The 14614-nt window shown below is 69.2% G+C and carries 17 protein-coding genes; 11 read left to right on the plus strand and 6 right to left on the minus strand.

Annotated features, from left to right (window positions below; translation table 11 throughout):
- Positions 1-276 precede the first annotated feature (276 nt).
- The 3 genes from rplM to glmM are packed head-to-tail and all read left to right on the plus strand — an operon-like array spanning position 277 to position 2659.
- Positions 277-723: a 50S ribosomal protein L13 gene (gene rplM / locus ASF88_RS02995; protein WP_055914016.1), complete on the plus strand. Its 447-nt coding sequence runs from the start codon at positions 277-279 to the stop codon at positions 721-723.
- A gap of 49 nt (positions 724-772) precedes the next feature.
- Complete coding sequence (rpsI, locus tag ASF88_RS03000; RefSeq protein ID WP_055914020.1) at positions 773-1270, plus strand: 30S ribosomal protein S9; 498 nt, start codon at positions 773-775, stop codon at positions 1268-1270.
- A gap of 27 nt (positions 1271-1297) precedes the next feature.
- Positions 1298-2659, plus strand: coding sequence for a phosphoglucosamine mutase (gene glmM / locus ASF88_RS03005; protein ID WP_055914023.1), 1362 nt, complete (start codon positions 1298-1300; stop codon positions 2657-2659).
- 11 nt (positions 2660-2670) lie between these two features.
- On the opposite strand, the gene ASF88_RS03010 is transcribed toward glmM, so the two are convergent.
- The 5 genes from ASF88_RS03010 to ASF88_RS03030 form a co-directional block, all read right to left on the minus strand.
- Positions 2671-2979 carry a helix-turn-helix domain-containing protein gene (locus ASF88_RS03010; RefSeq protein ID WP_055914025.1) on the minus strand — a complete coding sequence of 103 codons (309 nt, stop codon included), beginning with the start codon at positions 2977-2979 and terminating at the stop codon, positions 2671-2673.
- A gap of 61 nt (positions 2980-3040) precedes the next feature.
- The gene (locus ASF88_RS03015) at positions 3041-3313 is read right to left on the minus strand and encodes a helix-turn-helix domain-containing protein (protein ID WP_055914028.1); all 273 of its coding nucleotides are present in this window, start codon (positions 3311-3313) and stop codon (positions 3041-3043) included.
- A gap of 35 nt (positions 3314-3348) precedes the next feature.
- A complete protein-coding gene (locus ASF88_RS03020) occupies positions 3349-3672 on the minus strand; it encodes a helix-turn-helix domain-containing protein (protein WP_082518718.1) in 324 nt (107 codons plus the stop codon).
- Between the two features lie 87 nt (positions 3673-3759).
- Positions 3760-4728, minus strand: a complete 969-nt coding sequence (gene coaA, locus ASF88_RS03025) for a type I pantothenate kinase (RefSeq protein ID WP_055914033.1) — start codon at positions 4726-4728, stop codon at positions 3760-3762.
- A 55-nt stretch (positions 4729-4783) separates the two neighbouring features.
- The gene (locus tag ASF88_RS03030; protein ID WP_162242557.1) at positions 4784-6256 is read right to left on the minus strand and encodes a BNR repeat-containing protein; all 1473 of its coding nucleotides are present in this window, start codon (positions 6254-6256) and stop codon (positions 4784-4786) included.
- A gap of 186 nt (positions 6257-6442) precedes the next feature.
- Here ASF88_RS03030 and glmS point away from each other — a divergent pair, with 186 nt between their 5' ends.
- The 8 genes from glmS to ASF88_RS03070 all read left to right on the plus strand — a co-directional run bounded on the left by glmS (position 6443) and on the right by ASF88_RS03070 (position 13318).
- On the plus strand, positions 6443-8293 hold the full coding sequence (gene glmS, locus ASF88_RS03035; RefSeq protein WP_055914038.1) for a glutamine--fructose-6-phosphate transaminase (isomerizing): 1851 nt from the start codon (positions 6443-6445) through the stop codon (positions 8291-8293).
- A 7-nt stretch (positions 8294-8300) separates the two neighbouring features.
- Entirely contained in the window at positions 8301-8654 is a 354-nt protein-coding gene (locus tag ASF88_RS03040; protein WP_055914041.1) for a holo-ACP synthase, read from the plus strand.
- Positions 8651-9772, plus strand: coding sequence for an alanine racemase (alr, locus tag ASF88_RS03045; RefSeq protein WP_055914045.1), 1122 nt, complete (start codon positions 8651-8653; stop codon positions 9770-9772). Before ASF88_RS03040 ends, alr begins: the two co-directional genes overlap by 4 nt.
- Positions 9769-10257, plus strand: coding sequence for a tRNA (adenosine(37)-N6)-threonylcarbamoyltransferase complex ATPase subunit type 1 TsaE (gene tsaE / locus ASF88_RS03050; protein ID WP_055914047.1), 489 nt, complete (start codon positions 9769-9771; stop codon positions 10255-10257). Before alr ends, tsaE begins: the two co-directional genes overlap by 4 nt.
- A 20-nt stretch (positions 10258-10277) precedes the next feature.
- The gene (gene tsaB / locus ASF88_RS03055; RefSeq protein WP_055914050.1) at positions 10278-10898 is read left to right on the plus strand and encodes a tRNA (adenosine(37)-N6)-threonylcarbamoyltransferase complex dimerization subunit type 1 TsaB; all 621 of its coding nucleotides are present in this window, start codon (positions 10278-10280) and stop codon (positions 10896-10898) included.
- Positions 10895-11419 carry a ribosomal protein S18-alanine N-acetyltransferase gene (gene rimI / locus ASF88_RS03060; protein ID WP_442915014.1) on the plus strand — a complete coding sequence of 175 codons (525 nt, stop codon included), beginning with the start codon at positions 10895-10897 and terminating at the stop codon, positions 11417-11419. The genes tsaB and rimI overlap by 4 nt, the downstream gene beginning before the upstream one ends.
- Positions 11416-12531: a tRNA (adenosine(37)-N6)-threonylcarbamoyltransferase complex transferase subunit TsaD gene (tsaD, locus tag ASF88_RS03065; RefSeq protein ID WP_055914053.1), complete on the plus strand. Its 1116-nt coding sequence runs from the start codon at positions 11416-11418 to the stop codon at positions 12529-12531. The genes rimI and tsaD overlap by 4 nt, the downstream gene beginning before the upstream one ends.
- Before the next feature lie 121 nt (positions 12532-12652).
- On the plus strand, positions 12653-13318 hold the full coding sequence (locus ASF88_RS03070; protein ID WP_055914056.1) for a DUF4190 domain-containing protein: 666 nt from the start codon (positions 12653-12655) through the stop codon (positions 13316-13318).
- Between the two features lie 37 nt (positions 13319-13355).
- On the opposite strand, the gene ASF88_RS03075 is transcribed toward ASF88_RS03070, so the two are convergent.
- On the minus strand, positions 13356-14543 hold the full coding sequence (locus ASF88_RS03075; protein WP_055914058.1) for a THUMP-like domain-containing protein: 1188 nt from the start codon (positions 14541-14543) through the stop codon (positions 13356-13358).
- Positions 14544-14614 lie beyond the last annotated feature (71 nt).

Consider the following 14614-nt stretch of genomic DNA (forward strand, 5'->3'; position numbering starts at 1 on the left):
GCGTCGTCAGCGAACGAGCCCGTTCTCGTGGGCGAACGCCACGAGCTGGACGTGCGATTTCAGCCCCAGGGCGGAGCCAGACCCCCCGCCGATTGCCCGGTTTGACCGCCTCCGGGCGTGTCGCGTAGTATTGACCCTTGGTGTCTGCGCCTCCTGCGGCGCGGCACGCGAACGTGAGCCCTCCACCGGCCCCGGTTCTCCTCCCCTCGGGAGGGCAACCCCCATCGGAGCGGGATTCACGAACTCCTCCGTTCGATACAGAAAGCAGCCACTACTGTGACGCGCACCTACACCCCGAAGGCAGACGAGATCCAGCGCGACTGGGTCGTCATCGACGCGACCGATGTCGTGCTCGGCCGTCTCGCCAGCCACACCGCCGCCCTCCTCCGCGGCAAGCACAAGCCGACGTTCGCTCCGCACATGGACAGCGGCGACTTCGTGATCATCGTCAACGCCGACAAGGTGGCCCTCACCGGTCAGAAGGCGGCCCAGAAGAAGGCCTACCGTCACTCGGGTTACCCGGGCGGCCTCAAGGCCACCACGTACTCCGAGCTGCTCGAGAAGAACCCGGTTCGCGCCGTCGAGAAGGCCGTCCGCGGCATGCTGCCGAAGAACTCCCTCGGCCGCGCTCAGCTCCGCAAGCTGAAGGTCTACACCGGAAGCGAGCACCCGCACGCCGCCCAGCAGCCGAAGCAGTACACGCTCGGCCAGGTCGCCCAGTAAGCGATCCACGACCTTCACGACAGACTTAAGACAAAGGATTATCACCACCGTGGCGAAGATCGAAGACAGCATCGACTCGGCTCAGGTCGAGAACGTCGAGTCCTACTCGACCGAGACCCCCGAGAGCGCGGCCCCCGCGGCCCCGCGTCCCGTCCTCTCCGTACCCGGCGCGGCCGTCGGCCGCCGCAAGGAGGCCATCGCGCGTGTGCGCCTGGTCCCGGGCTCCGGAACCATCACGGTCAACGGCCGTGAGTTCGCGGACTACTTCCCGAACAAGCTGCACCAGCAGCTCATCACCGACCCGTTCAAGGTCCTCGACCTCATCGGCGCCTACGACGTCGTCGGCCGCATCACCGGTGGCGGCCCCTCGGGCCAGGCCGGCGCGCTGCGTCTCGCGATCGCCCGTGCGCTCAACGAGATCGACCGCGAGAACAACCGTCCGACCCTCAAGAAGGCCGGCTTCCTCACTCGTGACGCCCGCGTCACCGAGCGCAAGAAGGCCGGACTCAAGAAGGCGCGCAAGGCTTCGCAGTTCTCGAAGCGCTGACACTCGTCAGCGTTTAGGCTTCGGTTCATGCCCCGCCTTTTCGGAACGGACGGAGTCCGCGGACTCGCGAACGGTACGCTCACCGCCGACCTCGCGCTCGGTCTCGCTCAGGCAGCTGCGGCTGTCCTGACGCGAGGCCGCAGCGCGGAGGCTCGGCGCGCCGCGGGCAAGCGCCCGCTGGCGATCGTCGCCCGTGACCCCCGGGTCTCCGGCGAATTCCTCTCGGCTGCTGTGGCGGCCGGGCTGGCCAGCTCCGGCATCGATGTCTACGACGCCGGTGTCATCCCCACGCCGGCAACGGCCTTCCTCATCGCCGACTTCGACGCAGACTTCGGTGTGATGGTCTCTGCCTCGCACAACCCCGCCCCCGACAACGGGATCAAGATCTTCGCCCGCGGGGGCACCAAGCTCCCGGACGTCGTCGAGGACCGCATCGAACAGCACCTCGACATGGAGAAGCTCACGCCGACCGGCGCCGAAGTCGGCCGCATCCGCCGTTTCGCGGACGCGGAGGACCGCTACGTCGTTCATCTGCTCGCGAGCCTCCCGCATCGCCTCGACGGCATCCACGTCGTCCTCGATTGCGCGCACGGGGCTGCTGCCGGCATCTCGCCTGAGGTGTTCACCGACGCCGGCGCGCGCGTGACCGTCATCGGCGACTCGCCCGACGGTATGAACATCAACGACGGCGTCGGCTCGACGCACCTCGACAACCTCGCCGAGGCCGTCCTCGCCGCGGGCGCAGACGTCGGAATCGCGCACGACGGCGACGCCGACCGCTGCCTGGCGATCGACGCGGACGGCAACATCGTCGACGGCGACCAGATCATGGCCATCCTCGCGGTGGGCATGAAAGAGCGCGGCAAGCTCAAAGACGACACGCTCGTGGCGACCGTGATGAGCAACCTCGGTCTCAAGATCGCCATGCGCGAGCAGGGCATCCGCATCGTCGAGACGGCAGTAGGCGACCGCTACGTGCTCGAGGAGATGAACCGGAACGACTACGCCCTCGGCGGCGAGCAGTCGGGTCACGTCATCATGCGCGAGTTCGCGACAACCGGCGACGGCATCCTGACGGGTCTCCACCTCCTCAGCGAGATGGCGCGTCAGCGCAAGTCGCTCGCGGAGCTGGCGAAGGTCATGACGGTCTACCCGCAGGTCATGGTGAACGTGAAGGGCGTCGACCACCACGCGGTGCACACCGACGAGCCCCTCAAGCTCGCCGTGCAGACAGCGGAGGCCGCGCTCGGCGACAGCGGCCGGGTGCTGCTGCGTCCGTCCGGCACCGAGCCGCTCGTGCGGGTCATGGTGGAGGCTGCCGACCAGCACACCGCCGAGCGCCTGGCGAACGAGCTCGCCGACGTGGTGCGGGAGCGGCTGGGCGTCTAGACGCGCCGCCGTCAGCCGTTGCCCCGGCGCTCCTGCTCGCGGCGGAACTCCGAAACGGTGAATGGTCTGGCCTGCTCCGGGAGGAGTTCCTGGTCGTTCAACCCGGCAAGCAATTCGCCCGGTTCCACGCCGAGCCGAACCGACAGTCGAAGCAACGTGAGAAGAGTGGGGTTGCCCTCGCCGCGCTCCAGCCGTCCGTAGTTCGCGGCGTCGACCATGCTCTCGTGCGCGACGTCGTATTGGTTCAATCCGATTCGCCGGCGCGCCTCTCGCAAGCGGTGGCCAAGGATGCGAATGGCTTCGAAGCTCGGCGTAGGCATGCATTCAGTCTGTGTCCATCCTGTCTGATAACCCAGTGGACTCAGACGGTGGTGATGTAGTTCAGAAGCTTCTATGCATGATCTCTGACGCGGACAGAAGAGCCTCGTCATCGAGGCCGCGAACGAGCCATGCGGGCTCTACCTCCAGCGTGATGCTGATCTGAAGAAGAGTCTGGACGGTCGGGTTGCTTTCGCCGCGCTCCAACTTTCCGTAGTGGGAGGCGTTGACCTGGCTGAGCGCCGCGACTTCGTCCTGCCGCAGCCCGAGTTCCTCACGGCGACGCCGTAGTCGTCTTCCCAGGATCCGAGACGCCCGATAGCTCGCTGTGGTCATCGATCGATGGACGGATCGAGGGAGCGTCGAGTAACTCAGGCGCTGTGGTCAGGAGTGCCGCGCCGTCGCTTTTGTTCGCGGACGAAGTCGGATGCCGTGAACGCATATTGCCGCTCGGGCAGAAGCTCCGGCGCCGCCAGTCCATCAAGGAGGGAGTGCGGCTCGATCTCCAGAGTGATCGCGAGCTGTAGAAGCGTTGTCAGGGTGGGGTTGCCGACTCCGCGCTCGACCTTTCCGTAGTTGGCGAGATCGACCTGGCTCAGACTTGCCACCTCGTATTGCGAGAGTCCCAAAGCCATCCGCCGGCCCCGCAGTCGCTCCCCGAGAATTCGAGCTGCTTCGAATCGTGGGGTGGCCATGCATCAAGCCTGCTCATCTCCGGAGTTCCGTCCCAGAGGATGAGATCTACATGCATGCAAGCCTCATGCTGTTCGACTCGCCGCGTCCTAGAGCTTGCGGAGCAGCACCGAGCTCACGGTGTGGTCGGCGTCCTTCCGAAGGACGAGTTTCGCGCGGGAGCGCGTCGGCCGGATGTTCTGAATCAGGTTGGGTTCGTTGATCGCCGACCAGATCGAAACCGCGCGCGCTCTGGCCTCGCTCTCGGTGAGCTGGGCGTACCGATGAAAGTACGACTTGGGATTCGCGAACGCGCCGCGCTGCAGCTTGAGGAAGCGCTCCTCGTACCAGTGGGCGATGTCACGGGTGCGGGCGTCGACATAGACGCTGAAGTCGAACAGATCGCTCACCGCGAGCCGGTTCCCGCCGCCGGCCGGTTGGAGGACGTTGAGGCCCTCGACGATGAGGACGTCGGGCCTCCGCACGACGATTTCGGCGTCGGGAACGATGTCGTAGCTGAGGTGCGAGTAGAACGGGGCGCGGACCTCCGGTGCGCCGCTCTTCACCTCGGTGACGAAGCGGAGCAGCGCGCGGCGGTCGTACGACTCCGGAAAGCCCTTGCGCTCCATGAGTCCGCGCCGTTCGAGCTCGGCGTTCGGCAGGAGGAACCCGTCCGTGGTGACCAGCTCGACGCGAGGCGTGTCGTCCCACCGCGAGAGCAGTTCACGCAGCAGGCGGGCGATGCTGGACTTGCCGACCGCGACCGAGCCGGCGACGCCGATCACGAACGGCGTCGGCTGAGCGCGTTCGCCCAGGAAGTCGCTGGTCACGCGGTGAAGCTGCTTGGTGCCGCCCACGTAGAGGTTGAGCAGACGGCTGAGCGGGAGGTAGACCTCCTCGACCTCGCGCAGGTCGAGCGGGTCGCCGAGACCCCGAAGCTGGACGATCTCGGTCTCTTTGAGCGGCAGGCGGGTGTTCTGCGCCAGCTCGGCCCAGTCGGTGCGGCTCAACTCCACAAAGGGGGTGCTGGATTCACCGTTCGCCGTGGATCCGCCGCGAGCGGCGCCGTTCTCAGCCATAGCCCTCAAGTCTAGACAGGCTCCAGCGTCGGGCCATTGTCACCGGACTTCGCGGCTACCTGGCCAGCGTGTACACGGTCAGCGGCGATCCGCCCACGGGGTAGCTCCAATGCGGCACGATATCGCCGTCGACGACCCATGGGCCGGCCTCCCATTTGAGCAGGCGCGTCGACGAGGCGGTCGATTCCTCGGTGGTGACGGTCTGGGGCCAGATGAAGTAACCCGGCGCGAAGGCGGAGCTCAGGACCTGGGCAGGCAGGGACGTGTCCGCGGTGGCTGGCACGTCCGCGACGACCTTTCCCGTGGAGGCGTCGAGGTAGAGCGTGTGGCCCTTCTGCTGGCACAGGTACGGGATCACCAGGTCCGCGCCGACCTGCCGCGCTCCCTCGTTCGCGTTCAAGACGCCCGCGTCGACGACGTTGTTCGCCAGGTCGTATTTGCCCGTCCACGCGCTGACCTGCTGAATCGTCCAGCCGGTGCCCGTGTTCGTCCCGCTCGGACGAGCGATGAAGAGCTGCGTCGTCATGTCGGCGCCGGTGCCCGCGTGCTTGAAGTAAGAGATCACCGGGCGTCCTGATGCGTCGAATCCCAGCGCCATACCGGAGTCGTTGAGGAGGCCGCCGCCCTTGGGGATGTTGTCGACGACCGGCCGGAGGTCGTTGTAGGTGAAGCTGGTGTTCGAGATCACCTCGCCCTTGATGTTCTTCCACACGTGCAGGTCGTCGCTCACGGCGTAGTCCACCTGGGAGTTGCTGTCGGCGCTGCCGTCGCCGCGCCAGGTCCAGATCATGTGGTAGCGCCCGTCGGGGCCCTTTTGAGGCACGGTTGGATACACGCTCCACGTGGGGTTGGTGTACCAGCCGGCCCAGACCTTCGCCAGCCCTTGGTAGCCGGTTCCGGGGTTGGAGAGTTCCCACACCCGTTTCGCTGCGTCGAACTGATAGACGATCGTGTACGACGCCCCCGGCTGGCCGTGCGCATAGCGGAAGAAGAGCTGGCCGCCCACGCCCGTGTACAGCTCCGGGTACGACACCCAGTTCTCGAACGGCGTCCCGTTGTCCGTCCAGCTCGGGATCATCGACGCGGCTGTCAGCGTGCTCAGATCGCCAGGCCGGGTGGTCACCCAATAACGGAGCTTGTCGCTGTACTTGATACGCGCGACGACATGGAGATTGCCGTTCGTATCGAACGCGAGCGTCACGCTCGAGTGGGAGTCGTGCTGGAGCGTCGCTCCGAGGGGGTGCACAGTCCAGGCCGTCTCGTTCGCACCGCGCTTGGCCACAGTGAGGACGCGATTCGCGTCGAAGTAGCCGATATAGGTCGCGCCCGCGTGATCCGCGATGGCCTGATGAGTGGCGTAGCCGGCCCAGGCGCGCGCCTGGTGTCCTGCGGCATCCGTGACGACGTCGGACGACGTGACGCGCCACGGTTTCGGCGCAGCTTGGATGGCGGCTGCCGTGCTCCGGTAATAGCTGCACGCAAGGTCTGATCGGGTCGGAGTCGGGTCGGCGGCCGTGGCTGGAGCCACCGCGGCTGCGATCATTCCGCCGGCGAGCGCCAGTGCGCACGCCGAGGAGACGAGTCGGAGTCGACCACGAACGAATCGGCGCATTGGTTCCCCCATTCGGTTGGTATTGATATATAGCACACACATACAGCTCAGGCCAGTGCCTATCGGCCGCTTCGGTCGGAAGCGTCACGTAGAATCGAGCGCATGTGTGGAATCGTGGGGTACGTCGGTAGCGACCGGAGTCTGGAGGTGCTGCTGGGCGGCCTGAAGCGTCTGGAGTACCGCGGGTACGACTCCGCGGGCATCGCGGTCATCGACCCTGACGGGCACCTGAGCACCGCCAAGAAGGCGGGCAAGCTCGCCGTGCTCTCCGACGACCTGGACGTCCACCCGATCCCGAACGGTGGAACGGGTATCGGACACACCCGCTGGGCGACCCACGGAGGTCCGACCGACCGCAACGCCCACCCGCACCTCGGCGACGAGGGCCGGCTGGCCGTCATCCACAACGGCATCATCGAGAACTTCGCCACGCTGAAGGACGAGCTCCTCGCCGACGGCTTCGCGTTCGAGTCCGAGACCGACACCGAGGTCGCCGCCGTGCTCCTCGGTCGTGAGTATCGCGCCACCGGCGACCTGAGCGAGGCCTTCCAGCGCGTCGTGTCGCGGCTCGAGGGCGCCTTCACTCTGCTCGCGCTCCACCAGGACCAGCCGCATGTGGTCGTCGGCGCCCGCCGCAACTCGCCGCTCGTGATCGGGCTCGGCGAGGGCGAGAACTTCCTCGGCTCCGACGTCGCCGCGTTCGTCGAGCACACCCGTCGCGCCGTCGCGATCGGCCAGGACCAGATCGTGACGATCACCCCCGCCTCGGTCACCGTCACCGACTTCGAGGGCGCTCCCGTCGAGGTCGAGCCCTTCGAGGTGGCCTGGGACGCCTCCGCCGCCGAGAAGGGCGGCTGGTCGTCGTTCATGGCCAAGGAGATCGCCGAAGAGCCCGACGCGGTCGCGAACACGCTGCGTCAGCGCATCGTCGACGGCACGGTTCACATCCCCGAGCTGGACGCGCTGGGCGACGGCTTCCTCGCCGGCATCGACCGCATCACGATCGTGGCCTGCGGCACCGCCGCCTATGCCGGTCTGGTCGGCAGCTACGCGATCGAGAAGTGGGCGCGGGTTCCGGTGACCGTGGAGCTCAGCCACGAGTTCCGTTACCGCGAGCCGGTCATCACCGACGGCACGCTCGTCATCTCGATCAGCCAGTCCGGCGAGACGATGGACACCCTGATGGCGGTCAAGTACGCGCGCGACGCCGGCGCGAAGGCCATCTCGGTCTGCAACACGCAGGGTGCGACCATCCCGCGCGAGTCGGACGCCGCGCTGTACACGCACGCGGGTCCCGAGGTCGCTGTCGCCTCCACCAAGGCCTTCGTGGCCCAGATCACGGCGCTGTACCTGTTCGGCCTCCACCTCGCCCGCGTGCGCGGCACGTTGTCGGCCGCCCAGCAGCGCGATGCCGTCGCCGAACTGCTGGCCGTGCCGGAGAAGATCGCCACCGTCCTCGAGTCGCACGCCACGATCGCCCAGCTCGCGCACTGGATGTCCGACACCCGCTCGGTGCTGTTCCTCGGCCGGCACGTCGGTTACCCGATCGCGCTCGAGGGTGCGCTGAAGCTCAAGGAGCTCGCGTACATCCACGCGGAAGGGTTCGCCGCCGGCGAGCTCAAGCACGGCCCGATCGCCCTCATCGAGCCGGGCCAGCCCGTGTTCGTGGTCGTCCCGAGCCCGCGCTGGTCCGACGAGCTGCACAAGAAGGTCGTCTCCAACATCCAGGAGATCCGCGCCCGCGGCGCCCGGATCATCGCGATCGCCGAGGCCGGAGACGCCGCGGTGCTGCCGTTCGCCGACGAGGTCATCCGCATCCCGCTCGCCGCTCCGCTGTTCGAGCCGCTGCTCTCGGTCGTCCCGCTCCAGATCTTCGCGATGGAGCTCTCGGCGGCCAAGGGCCTCGACGTCGACCAGCCGCGCAACCTGGCCAAGTCCGTCACCGTCGAGTAGGAGTGTCGTGATCGCCGGCATCGGGGTCGACGTCGTCGACCTGGCGCGCTTCGAGCGATCGCTGAGCCGCACGCCGAAACTGCGTGAGCGCCTGTTCACCGAGGCCGAGCGCGGCTTGCCCGTGCACTCGCTCGCCGCGCGGTTCGCGGCGAAGGAGGCGCTGATCAAGGCGCTCGGCGGCTCCGAGGGCGTGCGCTGGCACGACATGGAGATCGTTCCCGACGAAGAGAGGAACCCGGGGTTCGTGCTGCACAACGTGGTCCGTCGTCAGGTCGCCGAACGCGGGATCGCGCACATCCACGTCTCGATGTCGCACGATGCCGGTATCGCGACCGCGTTCGTGGTGCTGGAGGGCGCATGACCGCCGCGTTCCGTGAGGCGGTCATCGACCTCGACGCCGTCACCGCCAACGTGCGGCGCCTGCGTGAGATCGTCGGAACCCCGCACGCGATGGTCGTCGTCAAGGCGAACGCATACGGTCACGGCGCCATCGAGTGCGCCAGGGCGGCGCTGGCCGGAGGCGCGGACTGGCTCGGTGTCGCCGAGATCGCCGAGGCTCTCCAGCTGCGGGCCTCCGGCATCGAGGCGCCGGTGCTGGCCTGGCTGCACGACCCCGACGAGGACTTCGTCCAGGCGGTCGCAGCGGGCGTCGACGTGGGCATCTCGTCGCTGGCCCAGTTGGAGGCTGCAGCGGCGGCGGGAACGCCCGACGCGCCGGCGTTCGTCCAGCTGAAGATCGAGACCGGGCTCAGCCGCAACGGCATCCCCGCCTCGGCGTGGGAGGGCGCCGTCGCCCGCGCGCGCGAGCTCGAAGAGACCGGCGTCCTGGTGGTGCGCGGCGTCTTCAGCCACCTCTCCAACGCGTCGCCCGAGGACGACCGCGCGGCGATCGCGGTGTTCGAACGCGGCCTGGAACAGGCCGAAGCGGTCGGCCTCCGCCCCGAGCTGCGCCACATCGCGGCCAGCGCCGCGGCCCTGAGCCTGCCGGAGTCACGATTCGACCTGGTCCGCCTCGGTCTGGCCGCCTACGGCCTGAGCCCGTTCGGGGCGGAATCGGCCGCCGAGCTCGGGCTGCGGCCGGCGATGACCCTGCGCGGGCAGGTCGCGGCCGTCCGTCGGGTGCCGGCCGACACCGGCGTGTCCTACGACTACACGTATCGGACGGCCGACGAGACGACGTTGGTGCTGGTCCCGCTGGGTTACGCCGAGGGCATCCCGCGGCACGCCTCCGGCCGCGGTCCGGTATCGATCGCCGGGCAGCGCTATCGCATAGCCGGCCGGGTCGCGATGGACCAGTTCGTCGTCGATGTCGGAGACGCGGAGGTCGCCGTGGGCGACGAGGTCGTGCTCTTCGGCGATCCCGCAACCGGGGTGCCGGGTGCGGACGACTGGGCGGACGCCGCGGACACCATCAGCTACGAGATCGTCACGCGGCTGGGAGGTCGGCTGCGACGCAGTTACCGCGGGGCGTCGGCATGAGCGCACGCGTGCTGATCGACCGCACGGTCGCGACCAGTGAAGACATGCACGCGCTGGGCGTCGAGCTCGCACGACTGCTGCGCGCGGGCGACCTCCTGGTGCTGACGGGCCCGCTGGGCGCAGGCAAGACCACCCTCACCCGCGGCATCGGCGACGGCCTGGAGGTGCGCGGGCCGGTCACGAGCCCGACGTTCGTCCTCGCGCGGACGCATCCCAGCCTCGTCGCAGGCGTGCCTCTCGTGCACGTGGACGCCTACCGGCTCTCCAGCGCCCTGGAGCTCGACGACCTCGACATCGACTTCGCACGCTCGGTCGTCGTGGTCGAGTGGGGCGGCGGCATGCTCGACGGCGTCGCGGAGTCGTGGCTGGAGATCGAGATCGTGCGGCCGACCGGCGCCTCCGAGGGCGACGCCGACCCGGAGTCCGACGCGGACGAGCCGCGCACGGTGACCGTCACCGGATTCGGGCCGCGCTGGCTGTCCTGACCACCGCTTAGGCTGGAGTCATGCTGCTCGCCATCGACACCTCCGCCGGCACGAGCGTCGCCGTCGTCGACCGCGACGGCGGGATCCTGGCCGAAGTGGGGGAGACGGACACCATGCGGCACGCGGAGGTCGTCGGCGACCTCATCCGTGCGGCGCTGGAGGCCTCCGGCACGAGCGTCGCGGCGTTGTCCGGCGTCGTGGCGGGCATGGGCCCCGGCCCGTTCACCGGGCTGCGGGTCGGCATCGCCGCCGCCACCGCGTTCGCGTTCGGCGCCGGGCGGCCGCTCGTGCCGGTCGTCAGCCATGACGCCGTCGCCTACGAGCGTTATCTCGCCGGTCACACCGAGCCGCTGCTCGTCGTCACAGACGCCCGGCGGCGCGAGCGGTACTGGACGGCGTACTCCGGCGTGGACGAGCACGGCCTCCCGGTGCGGCTGGACGGCCCCGGCCTCGCCAAGCCCGACGACCTCCCGCACACCGACCTCCCCCGCGAGGACGCCGTGGAGGTGTCGGCCGGCCTGCTCGGGATGATCGCGGAGCTGCGGTTCGCGGCGGGCCTCCCGTTCGACCGGAACGAACCTCTCTACCTGCGTTCTCCCGACGTCACGCTGTCGCCCGGCCCCAAGCGGGTGAGCGCGTGACCGAGCAGCCCTCTGCGCACGAGAGTGCCGGGAGTGCCGGGTCGTGGCAGCTGCGTCGTGCGACCGAACGCGACCTCGACGCGATCATGGACATCGAGCGCTCCACGTTCGTCACCGACGCGTGGTCGGTGGACACGATGCGATCCGAGCTGACCGGCCCGCACGGGTACTACCTCGTGGCGGTGCCGGTCGACGGCACCGACCGCGTCGAAGGGTACGGCGGTCTGCTGGCCCCGCGCGGCGCAGGCGAGGGTGACATCCAGACCATCGCCGTCGTGCCCGGCGCACGCCGGCACGGTCTCGGGCGGGCGCTCATGCTGGCGCTGATCGGCGAGGCGCGGCATCGCGGCGCCACCGAGGTGTTCCTCGAGGTGCGGGCCGACAATCCCGGCGCCCAGACCCTCTACCGCACTCTCGGCTTCGAGGAGATCGGCGTGCGCCCCCACTACTACCAGCCCGACGGGGTGGATGCGATCGTCATGCGCCTCTCCGTCCCGACACCGGAGACCACGATCGCATGAACGGCAGCCCTTCCCACGTCGCGGCGGACGGTGCCGGGCCGCTCGTGCTCGGCATCGAGACCTCCTGCGACGAGACCGGCGTCGGCATCGTGCGCGGCACGACCCTGCTCTCCAATACGATCGCCTCGTCGATGGAGGAGCACGCGCGTTACGGCGGCGTCGTTCCGGAGGTTGCGGCCCGCGCGCACCTGGAGGCGCTCACCCCCACCCTCCGCACCGCTGTCGAGGACGCCGGAATCGAACTGGCCGACCTGGACGCCATCGCCGTCACGAGCGGTCCCGGCCTGTCGGGCGCGCTGATGGTCGGTGTCGGCGCTGCCAAGGCGCTCGCCCTGTCGCTCGGAAAGCCGCTGTACGCGGTCAACCACCTCGTCGGCCACGTCGGGGCCGACGTCCTCGACGCCGGCGGAGGTCCGGGGCACCCCGTCGAGGTGCCGACGGTCGCGCTCCTGGTCTCCGGAGGGCACACCTCGCTGCTGCTCGTCCGCGACCTGGTGTCGGACGTGGAGCTGCTGGGCGAGACGATCGACGATGCGGCGGGCGAGGCGTTCGACAAGGTGGCGCGGGTCCTCGGCCTCCCGTACCCGGGCGGCCCGCAGATCGACCGTGTCGCCGCGGACGGCGACCCGCGCGCGATCCGCTTCCCGCGTGGACTCACCAAGCCCAAAGATCTGGAGCGGCACCGCTACGACTTCTCGTTCTCCGGACTCAAGACCGCCGTTGCCCGCTGGGTGGAGCAGCGCCAGGACGCCGGCGAAGAGGTACCGGTCGCCGACGTCGCGGCCTCGTTCCGCGAAGCGGTCGCCGACGTGCTGCTCACCAAGGCGATCGCGGCGTGCCTCGACTACGGTGTTCCGCGCCTGCTGCTCGGCGGCGGGGTCGTCGCGAACGCGCGGGTGCGTCAACTCGCCGTGCAGCGGGCGGCGGAGGCCGGCGTGACCCTGCGCATCCCCGCCCTGTCGCTGTGCACCGACAACGGCGCGATGATCGCGGCGCTCGGCGCGCAGCTCATCATGGCCGGCCGGGAGCCCAGCCGGCTGGACTTCGGCGCCGACTCGACCCTGCCCGTGACCGACATCCAGGTGGCCGCGGAGGGCGGAGCCGCCGCCTGACCTCCGGTGCGCCCGGTCTCGCGCGGAATGGCGCGGGACGTTGACACGTCGGTGGCCCACTGCGACGATTGATCCAGTACAGCATTTTCTCAGGAAGCCACCAGAGAGGGAGATGGGCACAATGTCCGATCCGAACACCCCGTCAGGCGCGACAGAGCCCGAAGGAACGGAAGGAACGCCCGCTCAGCCGGTTCCGCCGTCGTCCGACGTCCCCGCACCGGCCCCGGACGGTGTCCCGCCGGTTCCTCCGGTCGCGCCGCCCGCGCCTCCTGTGCCGCCGGCAGCGCCCGGGTACGGCGCTCCGCAGCAGCCATACGGCCAGCAGCCTCCCCAGCCCCAGCAGCCGTACGGGCAGCAGCCGCAGCAGCCGTACGGCCAGCCGCAGCAGCCCTACGGCCAGCCGCAGCAGCCATACGGCCAGCAGCCCCAGCAGCCGTACGGGCAGCAGCCGCCCGCGCCAGGTTACGGTCAGCCCGCCTATGGGCAGCCCGCTCCCGGCTACGCCCAGCCTTACGGGCAGCCGGCTGCGAAGTCGCCGATCCTCAGCATCCTGTCGCTCGTCGGCGGCATCGTCGGCATCGTCCTGACGTTCGCGTGGGGAATCGGGTTCCTCTTCGGAGTCGCCGCGATCGTCCTCGGATTCATCGGACGCAACAAGGAGCCGCAGGCCAAGGGATTCTGGCTGACCGGCATCATCCTCGGCTTCGTCAGCGTGGTCATCGCGATCATCTTCTGGATCGTCCTGGGCATCATCCTCGCGAACATCAACGCGACCTACCGGTACTGACGCGGACCCGCGCTGATCTGCGCTCGCCGGGCGGCTCTCAGAGCCGCTCGGCGAGCAGCGCGGTGTGCTTGCCGTCGACGCGGGTCAGGATGATCGTCGCCGGCCGGCCGCCGGAGAGCTTGAGCCGGGTGCGCAGTGCCGCCGGGTCGACATCCACCCCGCGCTTCTTGATCTCGAGCGTGCCGATGTCGCGCGCCCGGAGCGCCTTCTTGAGTTCCTTCTCGGCGAACGGCAGGGTCTCCAGGATGCGGAACCCCACGGCGAACGGCGTCTCCGTTGCGACGTCCGTCGTGATGTAAGCGATGCCGTCGCTGAGCATCCGGCCGTCGAGCCGGCGTGCCAGGTCGCCGATCAGGCGTGCGCGGATGACCGCGCCGTCCGGCTCGTAGAGGTACTCGCCGAGCTCGCCCGTCTCGGCGTCCTCGCTGTCCGCCTCCGCGGTCAGTTCGTGCCCGTCGTCGCCCCTCAGCACGAGCGCCGAGCGCCGGATGCCCGAGCGCGCAAGCGCGCCGAACCACAGGCCGAGCTCCACCACCTGGCCGTCGGCCGACACCCACTGCGCTTCGGCGGTCGACGGGATGAGGTCCCTGTCGAACCCGGGGCCGAGCTTCAGGCCGACAGAGCGACCGGTCGCCAGTTCGTAGGCGAAGCCGAGCGACGGTGTGTAGTCGTCGGGGTCGGTGAGCCGGTCGGTGTCCGTGTGCCCGGCCGTCCGTCGCGCGGGGTCGAGGTAGACGCCGTCGATGGAGCGCAGGCTCACGTCCTCCGCGCGGCGGTGCTCGACCGTCGCGGAGGGGAAAGGGGCCAGGTTGAAGGCGGCGATCGCGGCGGTGACTTCGTCGGCGTCGACCGCCGTGACCTCCAGGTCGAGTGCCGCGATGGCCAGCGCGTCGCCGCCGATGCCGCAGCCCAGGTCGGCGATGCGGGAAAGCCCCGCCGCGCGGAACCGGCCGGCGTGGCGAGCGGCGACCGACAGTCGCGTCGCCTGCTCGAGCCCCGCCTCCGTGAAGAGCATCCGGGAGGCGAACTCGCCGAATTTGCCTGCTGCCTTCTTGCGGAGCTTCGCCTGCGTGAGAACAGCGGCCACCAGCGCGGGGGAGTGACCCTGTTTGCGCAGGGACGTGACCATGCCGAGCACGTCCTTCTCGGACCGGTACGGGGGCAGCGAGTCGAGCAGTCGCAGCCCTTCTGGGCTCAACAATTCGACGAGTTCGGACCGGTCCATGTGGACCACGGTACCTTCTGGCACTCACGTTGCGGGACTGCTAAAGCACCCCCTAGACTTGCGGTTAGCAC

This window comes from Leifsonia sp. Leaf336 (assembly GCF_001423695.1).
Lineage (GTDB): Bacteria > Actinomycetota > Actinomycetes > Actinomycetales > Microbacteriaceae > Leifsonia.

Excerpts from the sequence above, each read along its gene's own strand:
- ASF88_RS03070 (WP_055914056.1), top strand. The coding sequence starts at position 12,653 with ATGTCCGATCCGAACACCCCGTCAGGCGCGACAGAGCCCGAAGGAACG.
- glmM (WP_055914023.1), top strand. The coding sequence starts at position 1,298 with ATGCCCCGCCTTTTCGGAACGGACGGAGTCCGCGGACTCGCGAACGGT.
- ASF88_RS03015 (WP_055914028.1), bottom strand. The coding sequence starts at position 3,313 with ATGACCACAGCGAGCTATCGGGCGTCTCGGATCCTGGGAAGACGACTA.
- ASF88_RS03075 (WP_055914058.1), bottom strand. The coding sequence starts at position 14,543 with ATGGACCGGTCCGAACTCGTCGAATTGTTGAGCCCAGAAGGGCTGCGA.
- coaA (WP_055914033.1), bottom strand. The coding sequence starts at position 4,728 with ATGGCTGAGAACGGCGCCGCTCGCGGCGGATCCACGGCGAACGGTGAA.
- ASF88_RS03020 (WP_082518718.1), bottom strand. The coding sequence starts at position 3,672 with ATGGCCACCCCACGATTCGAAGCAGCTCGAATTCTCGGGGAGCGACTG.
- tsaD (WP_055914053.1), top strand. The coding sequence starts at position 11,416 with ATGAACGGCAGCCCTTCCCACGTCGCGGCGGACGGTGCCGGGCCGCTC.
- tsaB (WP_055914050.1), top strand. The coding sequence starts at position 10,278 with ATGCTGCTCGCCATCGACACCTCCGCCGGCACGAGCGTCGCCGTCGTC.
- tsaE (WP_055914047.1), top strand. The coding sequence starts at position 9,769 with ATGAGCGCACGCGTGCTGATCGACCGCACGGTCGCGACCAGTGAAGAC.
- alr (WP_055914045.1), top strand. The coding sequence starts at position 8,651 with ATGACCGCCGCGTTCCGTGAGGCGGTCATCGACCTCGACGCCGTCACC.
- ASF88_RS03010 (WP_055914025.1), bottom strand. The coding sequence starts at position 2,979 with ATGCCTACGCCGAGCTTCGAAGCCATTCGCATCCTTGGCCACCGCTTG.
- glmS (WP_055914038.1), top strand. The coding sequence starts at position 6,443 with ATGTGTGGAATCGTGGGGTACGTCGGTAGCGACCGGAGTCTGGAGGTG.